This is a genomic window from Parabacteroides timonensis, from assembly GCF_900128505.1.
Classification (GTDB): domain Bacteria; phylum Bacteroidota; class Bacteroidia; order Bacteroidales; family Tannerellaceae; genus Parabacteroides; species Parabacteroides timonensis.
Map to the genome: position 1 here is coordinate 2,613,771 of NZ_LT669941.1, position 17,547 is coordinate 2,631,317.

Genomic DNA, 17,547 nt, shown 5'->3' on the forward strand with positions numbered 1-17,547 from the left:
ATATTTACCTTTGCTGGCTAAATAAACAAGGATAAATCAGGTAAACAATGTGCGAAAAAACAGAGAAGCAATATGAATTAGATAAACGTTACTTGCGGATGGCCGCAGTCTGGGCTGAAAATTCGTATTGTAAACGACGTCAGGTCGGAGCACTGATAGTTAAAGACCAGATGATCATTTCCGATGGATACAACGGTACACCTGCCGGTTTTGAAAATATCTGTGAAGATGAAAACAACGTAACCAAACCCTACGTATTACATGCCGAGGCGAATGCGATAACAAAGGTTGCAGCATCTTCGAACAGTAGTAAGGGAGCTACGATTTACGTAACTTCAGCCCCTTGCATAGAGTGTGCCAAGCTGATCATCCAATCAGGTATCAGACGCGTTGTATATTCTGAAAAATACCGGATGGAAGACGGATGTAATTTATTACAGCGAGCCGGCATTAATATAGAATACATTGATATAAACGAATAAATATACGTTTTTATGGACAAGAACAGAAGGCTGACCATCTGGTTGCCTGTTATTATTGCAGCAAGTATTGCTCTCGGTATCTTTATCGGGAACCATTATCTTTCTCTTACACAAAACGGCAAACGCCGGATGTTTTCCAGCGGCAATAAGATAAATGCCATACTCGATATTATCGACGAACAATATGTCGATACCGTCAATATGGGCAAGTTGGTGGAAGGAACCATCCCGAAAATATTCAGCGAATTGGACCCTCACTCCGTTTATATCTCTGCCGAAGATGCATCCATCGTGAACGAAGACCTGGAAGGTTCGTTCAGCGGTATCGGTGTGTCCTTCAATATGCAGACTGACACGATCCTTGTGATCAGTGTGATAACCGGAGGACCGGCTGAAAAAGCAGGACTTCTTCCATTCGACCGTATCATTACGATAAACGACTCGATCTATTCCGGCAATAGTACCAGCCAGGCAAAAATTATGCGTACATTACGTGGGGCAAAGAACAGTACCGTGAAGCTGGGAGTAAAACGTGGCGACACCCCCGACCTACTTTATTTCGACGTGACACGTGGCGATGTTCCGGTCAACTCTGTCGATGTATCTTACGAAGTCAGCAAAGGAGTGGGATATATAAAAGTCAGCAAATTCGGACGAACTACATATAACGAATTTATCACTGCAATCGCCAAATTGAAAGAAGCAGGATGTAATGCATTCGTCATCGACCTGCGTGGAAATACAGGTGGGTATATGGATGCTGCGATCAATATGGTCAACGAGTTTATGCCTGAAGGAAGACTGATCGTTTACACCGAAGGGAAAGCTTTCCCTCGTAACGATGTCTATACAAACGGAACCGGAACCTGTAAGGAAGCTCCGATTGTTGTTCTGACAGACGAATTCTCGGCTTCTGCCAGCGAAATCTTCTCAGGTGCCATCCAGGATAACGACCGCGGACTGATTGTCGGCCGCCGTACCTATGGTAAAGGATTAGTTCAATCGCCGATCAAGCTAAGTGACGGTTCGGAAATTCGCTTGACAATTGCCCGTTATTATACACCTTCGGGACGAAGCATCCAGAAAGATTATAAGATGGGCGACTCTGCCGATTATGATCAGGATCTCTATAACCGTTTCATCCATGGTGAATTCGACTCTGCAGACAGTATCAAAAATACACATACGGAAAAATACCATACGATGATAGGTAGAACCGTATACGGAGGCGGTGGCATTATGCCGGATATCTTCATTCCGCGTGACACCAGTGGCATCACTACTTACTTTACAAGTATTGTAAACAGTGGAACACTTTACCTGTATGCACTCGAATATTCAGATAAGAACCGTGAAAAGTTATCTTCTTTCACTACTTATCAGGATCTGTATAAATACCTGCAGTCGCAACCTCTGCTTTACGACTTCACAAACTTTGCTGCATCCAAAGGTATTAAGAAACGTCCAACCCTGATCAACATATCAGGTAAGCTGATCGAAAACCAACTGCAGGCATATATTGTGCGGAACTTCTTTGACGAAGCCGGATTCTATCCAATCTTCCTGAAAGACGACCCTACCTTATTACGTGCCATCCAGATTATAAATGAAGGAAAATCTGTTCCTACAATAGACAAAGAGAATGCAGACAAAGGAATTGCAGATAGCCAAGCAACAGCTTCGAAAAGATATAGCCTCGCTAAAGAAATCGTACGAGAAGACTATATTGCTTGACTTATCAGAAAAGATATTGAAGCGGCTGGAAGAGACTGAACTCTTCCGGCAAGCTTCTTGCACTGCTTTATACTACTCCATTCCCGGAGAAGTCCAGACGGCGGCTTTTCTTGAAAAATGGTTCGAGAAAAAGCTAATTCTTCTTCCGCTGATAGTCGGCGACGACCTACGTCTTTTGCCTTATAAAGGCAAAGATAGCCTGAGACCCGGAGTCTTCGGCATTCCGGAACCCATAGATATGGAGACAACAGTTACAGAATCGGATGTAGACCTGATCATTGTACCGGGCGTGGCTTTCGACCGTCAACTGAATCGCATGGGACGTGGAAAAGGATATTACGACCGACTATTATCGACCATACAAGCGCCTAAAATCGGCATTTGTTTCGATTTTCAAATGCAGGAATCTATTCCGGTCGAATCTTTCGACAAGAAAATGGATATGGTCATCACAGAGAAAGAGATCATTACCGGATAACAATGTCCTGAATAACTGTCGCTCCGGCATACTCATTCAAGCTCTTCACCAACCGTTCGCGACATAAAGTCAATTCGCTCCGCAGTACTGAAGAAGTAAGCGATACATATAATATACGATCGCGTACATATATATTACGCGTATATTGCATAACCATGGGACCTAATACTTCTTTCCAGGCACGCTGAACACGAATCTCCAGTATATTTTCGTAAAGTTCCGTATTATCTTCGAAGAAATCTCTCAAGACTTCACCGATTGTCTGTGCATTACGTCGTTTCATTCCGGATCCTCCATCGGTTGTACTTCCCCTTGCTCAACCCTGAACAAAGCATAATCGTGATTCATCGCTAACAAGATTTCATCCAGATATTTCCGGTTAGTATCGGTAATAAATATCTGACCGAAGCTGTCGTTGCCCACCAACTTGATAATCTCTGCCACACGTGCAGCATCCAGTTTATCGAAAATATCATCCAGAAGTAAGATCGGAGTAGTCTGTCCTTTTTGAGCTAAAAAAGCAAACTGGGCAAGCTTCAAGGCTATCAGATAAGTTTTATTCTGCCCCTGTGAACCGACGCGGCGAATCAAATGCTCGTTCAATGTCATTTCCAGTTCATCTTTATGGATACCATTGGATGTATATCCTAAAATACGATCACGTTCCCTGTTGGCTGCCAATAGCTCTGGCAAGTCTTTCTCGGCCAGTTGAGAGATATAACGCAAACCAACCACTTCCGAAGAACGGCAAATCGTTTGATAATATTCATTGAAGATCGGGATAAAGCTTTCTACCAATAACTGGCGTTTTTCGAAAACCATCCGTCCATACATACCCAATTGCATCTCGAGTACTTCATAAAGCGAGGCATCCATGCTTTGATTCTTCAGGAGCATATTCCGTTGGAGCAAGGCTTTATTGTATTGGATCAATGCATGTAAATACTGTTTATCCTGTTGCGAAATGATCAGGTCCAGAAAACGGCGGCGTTCGTCACTACCTCCCTGGATCAGATCCGAATCGGCAGGTGAAACCATCACCAAAGGCAACAAGCCGATATGCTCCGACAACTTATCGTATTCTTTCTTATTCCGTTTGAACTGTTTCCGCTGGCGACGGCGGATCGCACAGAAAATCTCCTCCCCCCTTCCTTCATAATCATATTCACCTTGAATCACGCACATATCCTGATCATTGTTTATTATCTGACTATCAGGAGTATTTACATGACTCTTGCAAAACGAAAGATAATGGATAACATCCAGCAGGTTTGTCTTTCCCATTCCGTTATTTCCAAAGAAACAATTCATTTTGGGTGAAAAGGCAACTTCCGACTGAAGAATATTTTTATAATTAAGAATAGAAAGCTTTTTGAGTATCATCTGTACCATATTAATCGTACAAAATTAAAAAATATACTTCTAAGTATAGATTATATCAGTAAAAAAAACTACTTTTGCGCTTTGAATTGCCATTGGCATAAAATCAGGATAAAATAATAAATAACTATAACACATTATGGCTACTAAGGAAAAAAACACCAACACGGAGTTAGAAGTAGAAGAAATTGTTTCGAAGTCGGAGCAGTTTATTGAAAACAATTCAAAAAAGATCATTTACGGAATTATAGCTATCGCACTCGTTGTTGGAGCTGTTTTGGGAATTAAACACGGTTACATGATTCCTCAGCAAAAGAAAGCAGCCGCTGCTATATTTAAAGGAGAACAATATTTTGCTAAAGATTCTTTCGCGTTGGCATTGAACGGTAATGGTGCAGACTATGAAGGTTTCGAAGGTATCATCGACCAATATGGAAGTACTGCTTCCGGAAACCTGGCTAAAGCTTATGCAGGTATCTGTTATTTTAAGATGGGTGACACAGAAAAGGCCCTTGACAAACTGAAATCATTCAGCGGAGACGACAACATGATTTCTCCGGCTATCATCGGTCTGATCGGCGACTGTTATGTAAACATGGGTAACATCAAAGAGGGCATCAGCTATTTCGAAAAAGCTGCTAAAAAAGCAGACAACGAAGTTATCAGTCCAGTTTACCTGAAAAAAGCCGGTATCGCTTACGAAAACCAAAAACAATATAGCGATGCTGTTAAAGCATACACTACGATTAAAGAAAAATATTTCAATTCAATGGAAGCAGCCGACATCGATAAATATATCGCCCGTGCTTCTGCTGCTAAATAATATGAATCGTACGATATAAACAATAACAAGAGGATGTCTCATCAAAAAAGGCATCCTTTTATTTTTTAAATACAAAGTTATGGCTACAGCTTATCAAAACTTATCAGACTACGACTTCAACAGCGTACCGGATGGTTCAGAAATGACCTTCGGAATTGTAGTTGCAGAGTGGAACAAGCACATCACAGAAAAATTGCTGGAAGGTGCATGCAACACACTGGAAAAACATGGTGTCAAACCGGAAAACATATACGTAAAACGTGTTCCGGGTAGCTTCGAACTGACTTTCGGTGCAAAACGTATGGCGGAAACAAAAGATGTGAATGCTGTTATCGTTTTAGGATGCGTCGTAAGAGGTGATACTCCACATTTTGATTACGTTTGTTCAGGTGTCACACAAGGTATCACCGAGCTGAATCTAATGTACGATATTCCATTCATTTTCGGATTGTTAACTACCGACAACATGCAGCAATCGGAGGATCGTGCAGGTGGTAAGTACGGAAATAAAGGGGATGAAGCCGCAGTGACTGCACTAAAAATGATACATTTTTCTGAGTAAACGCTTGCAAGTTTCAAAAATAATCGTACCTTTGCATCGCAATTGAAAATAATAGGGGCAGTTACCAGAGTGGCCAAATGGGGCTGACTGTAACTCAGCTGTCTTTCGACTTCGGTGGTTCGAATCCATCACTGCCCACTAACTTTTCAAAAGCAATTAAAATTGCGGAAGTAGCTCAGTTGATAGAGCATTAGCCTTCCAAGCTGAGGGTCGCGGGTTTGAGCCCCGTCTTCCGCTCTCAAGAAAAGGATAATCGAAAGGTTATCCTTTTTTTGTACATAAAAATCCCGACTTTCACAAGCCGGGATTTTCTTGATTTAACCAAAATAATCATGAAAAATGTACAAAAACCAGTTGATCAACCATCATCAAAACGCAAACCTTTCCATAGGCTCCACTTTCTTAGAAAAGGTAGTCCGACAAACGTCTTTATCAGACTACCTGAAAGAAGAATCACTTCTTCTTTCTTTCTTCATAGATAAGGTATGCCTATCTATTTAAGATGCGTTATGTCATCTTTTTCGCTTCATCTCTTTCTCTGACGCAAATAAAGAACAAAAAAAGACATCAGCCAAGAAAAAACAAGGCGTACAGAAGACAAAATCATTCATCTTTAAGACAAAATCGTTTTTGTCCGTTCCCGGAACAATTTACCGATCGAATCAGGCTTTCTTTAACCCGTTACGACGACGGTATTCACTCGGAGTCATATTATACACGACTTTGAAATTACGCACGAATGTCCGGGAATTATTAAAGCTGGCTTCTGAAGCTATGACTTCAATCAACTTGTTAGAAGGATCCAATAAAAGAGTGGATGCATAAATAACACGCTGTCTATTTATGTATCCATGAAAAGCTACATCATCTTTTAGCCGAAGAATTTTATTCAATGACTTCTTCTTAACATTACATTGACGAACAATGATATCTATATTTATATCTTTATCCAGAAAATGCTTTTCTGTCACCACATATCGATGAATCTTATTATATATTTCTACATATTCTGCCTTGCCAGAAGGCTTAACTACTACATTTTGTGGTATATTCCAGTTCAATATTAGTATACAAAAATAGTTATCTGAGACTTCAATTCCCCAAAAACTAAATTCTATCTTTTCATTCATACGCTCATTATGTTAATCTGAAAATTTTAAGGGCCAACTCAGTATAGCTTATGATAAACACTACATATTTATATTAGATTTAGATTCGGCGATAACAAATTCAAGCCCTAGACTAAAACAAATATAATATTTAACATCTTTATTTCCAAAGAAAATATCTAAATATCATTCTATCCCATATTTCCGTAGTCATTTTGCTTTTTATTTATAACTTTGGGGCAACATAAATATATTAATAATCTACGGAGATGAACGAACAGATAAAACAGATAGCTGAGCGTCTGGCGGGATTGCGGGACGCACTGGAGATTACTCCTGAAGAGATCGCCAAGGTCTGTAACCTGACCACAGAACAATACCTGGAACTGGAAAGCGGTACAGTCGATATTTCAGTCAGCCTTTTACATCAGATTTCACAGGCATACGGGGTGGAACTTACTACCTTGATGTTTGGTGACGAACCTAAAATGAGTTCTTATTTTATTACCCGCAAAGGAAAAGGTATCGCTGTTGAACGTACCAAGGCCTACAAATACCAATCGCTGGCCGCCGGATTTGCCGGACGTAAAGCCGACCCGTTCATGGTTACCGTTCATCCGAAACCGGAAAATGAGCCTATCTATCTGAATTCGCATCCCGGACAGGAATATAATCTGGTATTAAAGGGCCGCATGCTCCTGCAGATTAATAACAAAGATTTGATTTTGGAAGAAGGAGACAGTATCTATTTTAATTCCGAACTGCCTCATGGTATGAAAGCGTTGGACGGAGAAAAAGTCAGTTTCCTGGCTATCATTTTATAAATACAAAAAGTCATGTTAGAAAGATTCTTAGATCAGACGAGCTTTTCGTCGCAGGAAGATTTTATAAATAACTTCAAAATAAAAGTACCCGAAAATTTCAACTTCGGATATGACGTTGTAGATGCATGGGCCGCAGAAGAGCCTGACAAAAAAGCTTTGTGCTGGACAAATGACCAAGGCGAACATATTGATTTCACTTTCGCTGACCTGAAAAAATATACAGATCAGACGGCTGCTTATTTTCAATCTTTAGGCATCGGACATGGCGATATGGTCATGCTGATCTTGAAACGCCGTTACGAATTTTGGTTCTCTATCATTGCATTACACAAACTCGGAGCAGTCGTTATCCCGGCCACTCACTTGTTAACAAAAAAAGATATTATCTATCGCAATAACGCAGCCGATATAAAAATGATCGTTTGTGCCGGCGAAGATATTATCACCAAACATATTATCGATGCACTGCCGGAATCTCCGACTATTGAGAAATTAGTTTCCGTAGGTCCGGAAATACCGGAAGGTTTCGAAGATTTCCATAAAGGGATCGAGAATGCTGCACCATTCGTTCGCCCGTCTCATCCGAACAGTAATGATGATATTTCATTGATGTATTTTACATCCGGAACGACAGGTAATCCGAAAATGGTAGCACACGATTTCACTTATCCGCTGGGACATATCGTAACCGGTAGTTTCTGGCACAACCTGCATCGTGACAGCCTCCATCTGACTATCGCCGATACCGGTTGGGGAAAAGCTGTTTGGGGAAAACTATACGGACAATGGATTGCCGGAGCGACCGTATTCGTTTACGATCATGAGAAGTTCACTCCTGCCGATATGTTGCAGATGATCCAGGATTACAAGATCACCTCTTTGTGTGCACCTCCTACGATCTTCCGCTTTCTGATCCGCGAAGACATGACGAAGTACGATCTGTCTTCCCTGCAATATTGTACGATTGCCGGTGAAGCACTGAACCCTGCCGTATTTGAAGCATTCTATAAACTGACAGGCATCAAATTGATGGAAGGATTCGGTCAGACGGAAACGACACTGACAGTTGCTACATTCCCATGGATGGAACCGAAACCCGGTTCTATGGGTGTACCTAACCCACAATATGATGTAGATCTGATCCGACCGGACGGAAGTCGCGCAGAAGACGGCGAGCAGGGACAAATCGTTATTCATACGACCCAGGGCAAACCGATCGGTCTGTTCAAAGAATATTACCGCGATGCCGAACTGACTCACGAAGCCTGGCATGATGGCATGTACTATACAGGCGACGTTGCTTGGCGTGATGAAGACGGTTATCTGTGGTTTGTCGGTCGTGCTGACGATGTGATCAAAAGTTCCGGTTACCGCATCGGCCCGTTCGAAGTGGAAAGCGCATTGATGACACACCCGGCTGTTGTCGAATGTGCGATTACAGGTGTACCCGACGAAATTCGCGGACAGGTGGTAAAAGCGACGATTGTACTGGCGAAGGATTACAAGGACAAGGCAGGCGAAGCATTGATCAAAGAGTTACAGGATCATGTAAAACGTGTTACAGCTCCGTATAAATATCCCCGTGTAGTTGAATTTGTCGAAGAATTGCCTAAAACCATCAGCGGAAAGATCCGTCGTGTGGAAATCAGGGATAAAGATAAGAAATAGAAGATTACACGAAAATGACATATCAGTTTACACGGATAGCAGTAAAGATAGGAAGTAACGTACTGACAAGAAAAGACGGCTCCCTCGATGTCACGCGCATGTCGGCATTAGTCGATCAGGTTGCGGAATTGCATCGACACGGGGTAGAAGTGGTTTTGATCTCTTCCGGAGCAGTAGCCTCCGGAAGAAGCGAAGTGAAACCCGGAAAGAAGCTCGATGCCGTCTCTGCCCGCCAACTCTATTCAGCAGTAGGACAGGCCAAATTGATCAACCGTTACTTCGAGTTATTCCGCGAACATAAGATCGCTTGCGGCCAGGTTCTCACGACAAAGGAGAACTTTGGCAGCCGCACGCATTACCTCAACCAGAAACATTGCATGGAAGTAATGCTTGACAATAAAGTGATACCCATTGTAAACGAAAACGATACAATATCCGTTACAGAACTGATGTTTACCGATAATGACGAGTTGTCCGGCCTGATCGCTACTATGATGGGGATGGATGCGCTTATTATCCTGAGTAATATCGACGGTATCTACAATGGCAATCCGGCAGATCCGGCAGCAACGGTCATCCGGGAAATTGACGGCGGCAAACAGGATCTTTCAGAATATGTACAGACCAGCAAGTCCTCTTTCGGACGTGGTGGCATGCTGACCAAATGTACTATTGCACAGAAAGTGGCTGACGAAGGTATCACTGTGATCATTGCAAACGGCAAAAAGGAGAATATCCTGCCTGCGTTACTGGCCAAAGGTAGTCAGACAGTATGCACACGTTTTATACCGGCTGCCAAACCTGTCAGCAGTGTTAAGAAATGGATCGCCCACTCCGAAGGCTTTGCCAAAGGAGAGATACATATCAATCAGGGAACAGAAGAAGCCCTGACCGGCAGCAAAGCCACTAGCCTGTTACTGGTAGGTGTCACCGCTATCATCGGAGACTTCGAGAAGAATGATATTGTAAAGATCATCAATGAAACAGGCATACAGATCGGTGTCGGGTGTGCCGGATACGATAGCCGGGAAGCTATCGGTCTGATCGGCCAACGTGATTTGAAACCGCTTGTTCACTACGATTACTTATATCTGGATTAATTAATAGGTATGTTTAATCATGGGAAAAGATAGTATCAGGAAATAATATGTCAACAAATATAACAAAGCTATTAAAGCAGAGCGTTACAGCATCCCGTCAACTTATCACGTTAAGTGACGAAGCGATAAACCGTATACTGACTGATACAGCAGACGAGCTGATAAACAGGCAGGCAGAAGTTCTTACAGCCAACGAGAAAGACCTGGCCCGTATGGACCGGGCCAACCCCAAATACGACCGTCTGAAATTGACAGCCGACCGTCTGGCCGGCATTGCCGGAGACATGCGAAATGTAGCCTCGCTCCCCTCCCCGCTCGGTAAGGTTATCAGTGAAGCTACCCGTCCGAACGGCATGGTGATCCGTAAAGTATCGGTACCTTTCGGAGTGATAGGCGTTATCTACGAAGCACGTCCGAACGTCACTTTCGATGTATTCTCTTTATGTTTCAAAAGCGCAAACGCCTGTGTACTAAAAGGTGGTTCGGATGCCAACGACTCCAATCATGCACTGGTTGCTATCATCCATTCCGTGTTGGAACGCCACGGTATCAACCCGACCGTTTGTACTTTATTGCCTCCCGAACGGGAAGCGACTACGGAATTATTGAATGCTGTCGGCTTGGTAGACCTAATCATTCCCCGCGGCAGCAGTTCGCTGATCAATTTCGTACGCGACAATGCCCGCGTGCCGGTTATCGAAACAGGAGCCGGTATCTGTCATACCTATTTTGACAAGGACGGAGATAAAGAAAAGGGGCAAGCCATCGTAAATAACGCCAAAACCCGGCGGGTAAGCGTTTGCAATGCATTGGATTGTCTGATCATCCATCAGGAACGGCTCGATGATCTTCCTTTTATCTGCGATAAACTGAAAGAGAGCGATGTCATCATTTATGCAGATGAACAGGCTTTCACCGCTTTGTCGGGACAATACCCGTCAGCACTGTTGCAACCAGCCAACGAAGACAGCTTCGGTACCGAGTTCCTCGACTACAAAATGAGTATCCGTACCGTAGCATCGCTCGAAGAAGCACTGGAACATATCGCCCGTTACAGTTCTAAACATAGCGAAAGCATCGTCAGCGAGTCATCCGAAGCTATCCGCCTGTTCCAGCAACAGGTAGATGCAGCCTGCGTCTATGCCAACGTATCGACCGCTTTCACTGACGGCGCACAGTTCGGTTTCGGGGCAGAGATCGGTATCAGTACGCAGAAGTTACATGCCCGCGGACCGATGGCTTTACCGGAATTGACTACCTATAAGTATATTATCGAAGGAGACGGACAGATAAGGAAATCCTGAACCTAGAAACACCTTTCCTCAGATCAATACGACAACTTCTCCCTTACCCGGACTATTTCCTCTTCCAGCTAAGGGAGATTTACTTTTATCTTACGACTAACATCATATCTCAATTTCTATCCATATATTTGCTATCCCGAGGCACTAGTAAAGATATGGATTATTATATGCAAACATCCCACATGATATTCTACCGGTTCGTCTTGTCCGGTTTATTATTACTTATTTCTTATACGCCGGGATATAGTGAGGAATCTCGTCTGTCACAACCAGTCGACACACTCTCTTTCCACCTACCTGACGTTGTAGTGACCGCCATTGAAGGGAAAGGAGTGGGAAGTGTGTCGTTGTTGCCTTCCTCTGCCATAGAACATGTACAACCTTTCAGCGTCGCTGACCTGATGCAGCTCCTACCGGGAGGACTGACGATCAATTCTTCTTTTGGTCAACCTCAATACTTTGCAATCAGGGAAATTACACTGAACAATGGACTGAATAACCTGTACCCTCAGGATGCTGAACAGGTACAGATCGTGCTTGACGGTTCACCACTACATAGCAATACGGACATTGGAAATCCGTTCAGCGGTGCAGATACCCGTTTCCTTTCCATGAATGAAGTAGAGCAGGCAGAGGTTGTCCGTGGTATTCCCTCGGCCCGTTACGGAAATCTCACCAATGGAATGTTGTTGCTAAAAACCCGTAGTGGTAAAATGCCTCTTACTGCCGGTATACGCTACAACCCAAACATGAAGCAATACACAGCAGGAAAAGGCTTCGTCATTTCTCCTCCCGGACACACGTTGAACCTGCTGGCCGACTATACTGCACAAGGTAATTTCCACACCGGAGGGCTTCGTTTGGCTAATACCTACCACTGGCAACCGGGAGGTCATCCGCTAACAGCACGATTCGATTATTACGTAAGAATAGGTAATCTAAAAAGCTATGCCAGCGAAGAAAACCATATCCGACAAAAATTGCAAAACCACCGGTTGACCTTCAACGGAGAATGGAAACCCGGTAAACCATTACTCGAAAGTCTTTCATTCCGTGCCGACTTCTCTGCCTCTAAAACGGTGGAGGACAAATATTACGTACCGTTTGCCCAGCAAGTCTACACCCACTCGACCGTCACTGGTGAAAGCGTAGCACAGGTATTGCCTGCCCGTTACATCTGTCGCGAACTACGCGAAGGGCTACCGGTCTATACCGAAATGGAAATACATGCCATCACACAACGTCCTTTGCCTTCATCCGGAAGCCGGATAGAGCTAAGCACCGGAATCACTTGGCGCAGCGAAGGTAACCGAGGTAACGGATTACAATTCGACTTCGAACGCCCGCCGAGCGACTCCCCCCGTCCCCGTTCCTATAAAGAAATACCTTTCTTGCATAGCGGTGCGGCTTTTGCTGAAGCAGTCTTCCACGGACCTTATGCAACGGTACAGGCCGGAATACGTTACCACGGCCTCGGGTGCAAGGATTACGGCTGGCTGGGAAGTGTCGAACCCCGCCTCAACCTATCGTGGACAGCCTTTTCTTCATCCCGCTACCAACTACGACTGAAAGGGGGCGCCGGACTGATGGGATATATGCCAACCAACGAAATGCTCTATCCCTCGCCGGTTTACAACGACCGTACAAGTTTTTACTATAACGATCCAGAGGAAGGCAACTCACTCGCCATTGTCTATACCCATGTATCGGATGATAGAAAAAACACCAGTCTCCGCCCCACGATCAACCGGAAATTCGAGACCGGTTTCATTCTCGGATCTCCCCTGGTAAATCTCGACCTGACAGGTTTCTATGAGCGGAAAACAGGAGGTTTCACCTTTATGACCGATTACCGACCTTATACGTACCGGGCGTATGAATACCAAAGCGAAACAGGACTTCATCCCGAATACCGTAACGGGCAGGTATGGGTAAACGGGCAACCGGTTCCCTACCGGAACCGACACAGCTTTACAGCCGTCAGCACCCCAGTAAATGCAGAGACAACAACCAAGCATGGTGTCGAAATGACCGCCGACTTCGGTACGTTCCATCCCCTGCTTACCTCTCTGGTTATAGACGCGCAATGGCTCCGTATCAGCAACAAAACCGACCTATTGACGGCCCATACCGAATCAGGCGAGATTAACGGAGAAAGTTATGCATATGTCGGCTATTATGATAAAGGATACAACTCCAGAGGTAATAAGTTGATCACTGAGCAACTCAGCACCAATTGCCGTTTCATTACCCGCATACCCCGTATTGGGCTGGTGACGACACTTACCCTGCAAATGGTTTGGATGCAACGTTCCCGATGGTACTACAACGATGGAAACGAAACAGAAATCTGGCCCGTCTACTGGTGCGGAGCGGACGGTATCCGCCACCCGTTCACCGAAACAGAGAAAGCCGATCCCGATTTCTCTAAATTACTCATAATCGGTAATCCCAATGATTTTTTACAGGATACATACAAACCCTACGGTTTGATCAACCTCCGTGTCAGCAAAGAGTTCAGCCGCTATGTCACCCTGTCTTTCTTCTCCAACAACCTTGGGGATATGCGCCCGGTGCGCCTCGTTGCTAGCACGGGAAATTATCTGCGCCAAAATCCTTCTCCTTTCTTCGGATTGGAAATGCAAATAAAACTATAAATATAGAGATATGATAACACAACTCAAATACATAAAACTATGCCTGCTTTTCCTACTACTTACAGCAGGATGTTCGGAAGTCCCTTTCGATAGCCGGGTCATACACATCCGCCTCGTGATAACGGACAATACTCCGGAATTTCCGCTCAATAATATCCCGATCGTCATAAAAAACCAAACCATCGGCAACTCATACACGCAAGCGACCGACATTGACGGGAAAGCAGATATTAAGATCTCTCCGGGAATCTGTTCCGTCAGTTTCTCCCACCGATTGACAAAAGGCATGACTACCTATAACCTCAGTGGAGGATTGGCAAGTCTCACGGTAGAGCCTGGAAACCAGGATCTATATCTGGAACTACCAGTTTCTCAGACTACCGCCCCACAGCTGGTGATAGAAGAACTCTATTTCAGCGGTTGTATGCGAATTGACGATAAAACCCATTATACTTCCGATCAGTATCTGGCGATTGCAAATAACTCCGACCAGACCGTTTACCTCGATGGCCTCTGTATCGCTCAGGCCGCTCCTTACACGACAGCAAAACCGTCAAGCTGGATGCAATTGACTGACATGAAGGAGATTCCTCTCGCGATGATGTGCTGGCAGTTCCCCGGCAACGGTACCGACAATCCGCTCGAACCCGGTCAGCGACAAATTATCGCTACAAATGCAGTCGACCATACTTCCGGTCCGGCAGGTGTTGCCGCATCACTGAATCTCTCGCATGTAGAATGGGCCTTTTGGAACGCAGCCTTGACCTCGAGCCAAATCACCGCCGGTGTACGCCCTCTGAATCTAGTCTGGCATGGCAGTGCAAAAGTATATGCCCTGACAGTCAGTGGTCCGACCGTACTGCTCTTCCTGCCCCAAAGTGATATGACCGCCTGGGTTGCCGACAACAGTCACATAGGAACTGAGCCGGAGACTACCTCCAAGTTACAATATTTATATATCCCAGCCGAATGGGTAATCGATGTCGCCAACTTCGTCACCTCTGCGGTACAGACAGCCAACAGTCGTATCCCCCTCACGATGGACCCGTCCCCCGGCTTGGCCGGCCCTACCGGTAGCGGTTTTGCCTGGCGAAGAGAGCACCGGAAAGAGGGAAACCGTACCGTTTGGGAAACGGGAAGAGGAACCTCTCGTGACTTCAGTCGGCAACAACCAAGTATGAAAGACAATTCCGGTACAAACTAAGTAACAACTTTTTACGATGACGACCAGACAACTACATAAACTACTATTTTATTGCCTGCTTACTATAGCCTCACTATTTACGGCAAGAGGACAGGACAATTCGACCGAACAATCTGAATTATCTGAAATTACTTGCACAGGCATCAGCTACCGCAAACATTTCAACTCCTGGGAAAGCTCTCTCAACCCGGCAGGAATCCAGTATACACCCATCGACAGTTTGTTGGAAACCCGGATCATATACAGCAATCGACATCATGTACTTGCAGCTGTCGATCAACCAAACAAGACCATGCAATACGGTGGAACGGCAGAAGGTTACAAACGATTAGGCAAGTTACAACTCTGTGGAGGTATGGGTTGGCAACAAGATCGCCTGAAAGGACAAAGCTGGAACTACCTCGTATACCCCGGCAGCTTGGTTACGGCAGGCGACTCCTTGAGTGTTCCACACCACTTCGAGCAATACAGCATCTACGGAAAGGCAGCTTATGCCTTCTCCTCCCGACTCCTGGCTGGGCTGAGCGGTGCCTACACTGCAACCAAGAACAAAGATGCCTCACCGGAAGGACGATACAGCGGCAATGCATATATAACCACCTTCTCGATCGGCCTGATCTATACCGTGCAATCCATCCGTACCGGTCTTTCAGCCTCTTTTGAACACCGGACAGAATCATTCAGCTCCGGTAGTGACAACAATAAACGCCTCTACACTTTCCCGTCGGGTTATTTCATTCCTATGACAGAATTCAGTTTCGGAACCAAGGGAACATCCGGAAGTTCTACAAAGAGCACAGGTCAATATCGCAGCATAACCAATGGAGGGCAAGCTGCTTTACAAGCGGAATGGATACAAGCCAATCGGAAATGGTTCAACGAGCTGAATGCCGGATATGAATGCCGCAGTATAAGTCCTGATTATACGTCCTTCCTGTACGGTTGGAAAGAGCAGGCCATTACATTCGGTTACCACAGCAGACTGGCGATACCTCACGGACGATGGGTTCATCTCCTTACCCCTGCTCTTTCCCTGCAACGTACCCGATCCGATCGTATCCTGCAATCATCGACCCTGCTTCGTTTCGCCGCACGCCATACGGCAAAAGTATCGGTCGGTTATGAACTGGCACACGATTACACTCCGGACGGTCCTTCCCGCGCCTGGCAACTGACAGCCTCCCTGATGGATCTCCGTGACAAATATTACAGTTATCCTTACACGATCGCCCAACTTACCGGCACCATCCGGATCGAAACAGCCTTCCTCCGCCATCTCGACCTACCGCATGCAAGACATCTGATGGTACGCCCATCCGTATCCTTACAGACAGGCTACGGTACAGAAGAACACATCACCCGAGAAGAAAATAAAGCCGAAGTTGAAATGGGAACCCTCCGCAATTACGAACGTGTCAGTTCCCGTTTCGCCGCCCTCACCGCTACACGTTTACAACTAGGTATGTTAATGGAATACCGTCGCCCACTGATAGACAAAACAGACGGAGGATTACGCATACAGGCGGAGATTGAACAGATCATCCGAAATAAAACCAATTACCGGACGGATAAAACTGGTGGAGGCATTACTTTTTCGCTTATCGTCTGGATCTGACACTTCCCCTCCCGGCACAGAAGTACCACATCGTTCATAATTAGTTCCATATCGTCCGTATCTCACAGACACCTTAGGAAACTTGCTTCGGGTGTTCATACCTTTGAAGAGTGAAATTTGTATGATACATTGATAAGCACTTAATAAACTATGGACAAAAAGACGAATTCACTCTTTGTGATGCAACGCTTGTATGCACATATATTAAATGTTATGGAAAATGAAAAGCCATACCTCGACCCTGGGTTGACCTTAAGGAAACTGGTACGTCTTATCGGAACAAACCGCACGCTCCTCTCAACGACTCTGAATAGCCAATCGCAGATGAATTTCAATAAATGGCTAGCAACTTACCGGGTAAACCACCTGTTGGAAACAATTCGTTGTACCCCTGATAAAAGTATTGACGAACTATATCCAAAGTCAGGATTTACCTCCCGAACGTCCTTTTATCGCCAATTTCATCTTGTTACCGGACTGACACCTAGAGAATATCTCAAAATGCAAGAAGAAAGAACGACCCCAAATCATTTATAATTTATACTACATTGTATACATATCATTTCCTGTTGCTTTTTATATGTTTCTTTTCACCACGCACTCTTCT

The 17,547-nt window shown here is 44.8% G+C and carries 16 protein-coding genes and 2 tRNA genes; 15 read left to right on the forward strand and 3 right to left on the reverse strand.

The annotated features are described in order from the left end of the window. Positions 1-47 precede the first annotated feature (47 nt). From BQ7394_RS18065 to BQ7394_RS18075, 3 genes are read left to right on the forward strand one after another with little or no spacing between them, the layout of a single operon-like run. Positions 48-482, forward strand: a complete 435-nt coding sequence (locus tag BQ7394_RS18065; protein ID WP_075558696.1) for a dCMP deaminase family protein — start codon at positions 48-50, stop codon at positions 480-482. Positions 483-494: 12 nt separating this feature from the next. Continuing rightward, the gene (locus tag BQ7394_RS18070) at positions 495-2,216 is read left to right on the forward strand and encodes a S41 family peptidase (RefSeq protein ID WP_075558697.1); all 1,722 of its coding nucleotides are present in this window, start codon (positions 495-497) and stop codon (positions 2,214-2,216) included. Beyond that, the gene (locus BQ7394_RS18075; RefSeq protein WP_235848841.1) at positions 2,209-2,694 is read left to right on the forward strand and encodes a 5-formyltetrahydrofolate cyclo-ligase; all 486 of its coding nucleotides are present in this window, start codon (positions 2,209-2,211) and stop codon (positions 2,692-2,694) included. The genes BQ7394_RS18070 and BQ7394_RS18075 overlap by 8 nt, the downstream gene beginning before the upstream one ends. Here BQ7394_RS18075 and BQ7394_RS18080 read toward each other — a convergent pair. Together BQ7394_RS18080 and recF are read right to left on the reverse strand one after the other, a co-directional pair. Further along, complete coding sequence (locus BQ7394_RS18080) at positions 2,684-2,977, reverse strand: DciA family protein (protein WP_075558699.1); 294 nt, start codon at positions 2,975-2,977, stop codon at positions 2,684-2,686. The two genes, BQ7394_RS18075 and BQ7394_RS18080, sit on opposite strands and share 11 nt — an antisense overlap. Next, complete coding sequence (gene recF / locus BQ7394_RS18085; RefSeq protein ID WP_075560111.1) at positions 2,974-4,077, reverse strand: DNA replication/repair protein RecF; 1,104 nt, start codon at positions 4,075-4,077, stop codon at positions 2,974-2,976. Before recF ends, BQ7394_RS18080 begins: the two co-directional genes overlap by 4 nt. Positions 4,078-4,213: 136 nt before the next feature. Between recF and BQ7394_RS18090 the strand changes: the two genes are divergently transcribed. From BQ7394_RS18090 to BQ7394_RS18105, 4 genes are all read left to right on the forward strand, one after another. Then, a complete protein-coding gene (locus BQ7394_RS18090) occupies positions 4,214-4,897 on the forward strand; it encodes a tetratricopeptide repeat protein (protein WP_075558700.1) in 684 nt (227 codons plus the stop codon). Positions 4,898-4,976: 79 nt separating this feature from the next. Further along, a complete protein-coding gene (ribH, locus tag BQ7394_RS18095) occupies positions 4,977-5,459 on the forward strand; it encodes a 6,7-dimethyl-8-ribityllumazine synthase (protein ID WP_028726985.1) in 483 nt (160 codons plus the stop codon). A gap of 55 nt (positions 5,460-5,514) precedes the next feature. Then, positions 5,515-5,597 (forward strand) — tRNA-Tyr (locus tag BQ7394_RS18100). Positions 5,598-5,623: 26 nt separating this feature from the next. Continuing rightward, positions 5,624-5,696: transfer RNA gene (locus tag BQ7394_RS18105), tRNA-Gly, on the forward strand. Positions 5,697-6,121: 425 nt separating this feature from the next. Here BQ7394_RS18105 and BQ7394_RS18110 read toward each other — a convergent pair. Next, the gene (locus BQ7394_RS18110) at positions 6,122-6,589 is read right to left on the reverse strand and encodes a helix-turn-helix domain-containing protein (RefSeq protein WP_075558701.1); all 468 of its coding nucleotides are present in this window, start codon (positions 6,587-6,589) and stop codon (positions 6,122-6,124) included. 248 nt (positions 6,590-6,837) lie between these two features. Between BQ7394_RS18110 and BQ7394_RS18115 the strand changes: the two genes are divergently transcribed. The 8 genes from BQ7394_RS18115 to BQ7394_RS18150 all read left to right on the forward strand — a co-directional run bounded on the left by BQ7394_RS18115 (position 6,838) and on the right by BQ7394_RS18150 (position 17,477). Next, positions 6,838-7,392 carry a helix-turn-helix domain-containing protein gene (locus tag BQ7394_RS18115; RefSeq protein ID WP_075558702.1) on the forward strand — a complete coding sequence of 185 codons (555 nt, stop codon included), beginning with the start codon at positions 6,838-6,840 and terminating at the stop codon, positions 7,390-7,392. A gap of 12 nt (positions 7,393-7,404) precedes the next feature. Beyond that, positions 7,405-9,060 carry an AMP-binding protein gene (locus BQ7394_RS18120; RefSeq protein WP_075558703.1) on the forward strand — a complete coding sequence of 552 codons (1,656 nt, stop codon included), beginning with the start codon at positions 7,405-7,407 and terminating at the stop codon, positions 9,058-9,060. 14 nt (positions 9,061-9,074) lie between these two features. Further along, positions 9,075-10,160 (forward strand): glutamate 5-kinase, encoded by a 1,086-nt coding sequence (gene proB / locus BQ7394_RS18125; RefSeq protein ID WP_075558704.1) that lies wholly within the window; start codon positions 9,075-9,077, stop codon positions 10,158-10,160. A gap of 47 nt (positions 10,161-10,207) precedes the next feature. Further along, positions 10,208-11,464, forward strand: a complete 1,257-nt coding sequence (locus BQ7394_RS18130; protein ID WP_075558705.1) for a glutamate-5-semialdehyde dehydrogenase — start codon at positions 10,208-10,210, stop codon at positions 11,462-11,464. A gap of 155 nt (positions 11,465-11,619) precedes the next feature. Then, positions 11,620-14,121, forward strand: a complete 2,502-nt coding sequence (locus tag BQ7394_RS18135; protein ID WP_075558706.1) for a TonB-dependent receptor domain-containing protein — start codon at positions 11,620-11,622, stop codon at positions 14,119-14,121. A gap of 10 nt (positions 14,122-14,131) precedes the next feature. Beyond that, positions 14,132-15,325, forward strand: coding sequence for a DUF4876 domain-containing protein (locus tag BQ7394_RS18140; RefSeq protein WP_075558707.1), 1,194 nt, complete (start codon positions 14,132-14,134; stop codon positions 15,323-15,325). Between the two features lie 16 nt (positions 15,326-15,341). Further along, the gene (locus tag BQ7394_RS18145) at positions 15,342-16,940 is read left to right on the forward strand and encodes a DUF6850 family outer membrane beta-barrel protein (RefSeq protein ID WP_075558708.1); all 1,599 of its coding nucleotides are present in this window, start codon (positions 15,342-15,344) and stop codon (positions 16,938-16,940) included. Positions 16,941-17,153: 213 nt separating this feature from the next. Beyond that, positions 17,154-17,477: a helix-turn-helix domain-containing protein gene (locus tag BQ7394_RS18150; protein ID WP_235848774.1), complete on the forward strand. Its 324-nt coding sequence runs from the start codon at positions 17,154-17,156 to the stop codon at positions 17,475-17,477. Positions 17,478-17,547: the final 70 nt, after the last annotated feature.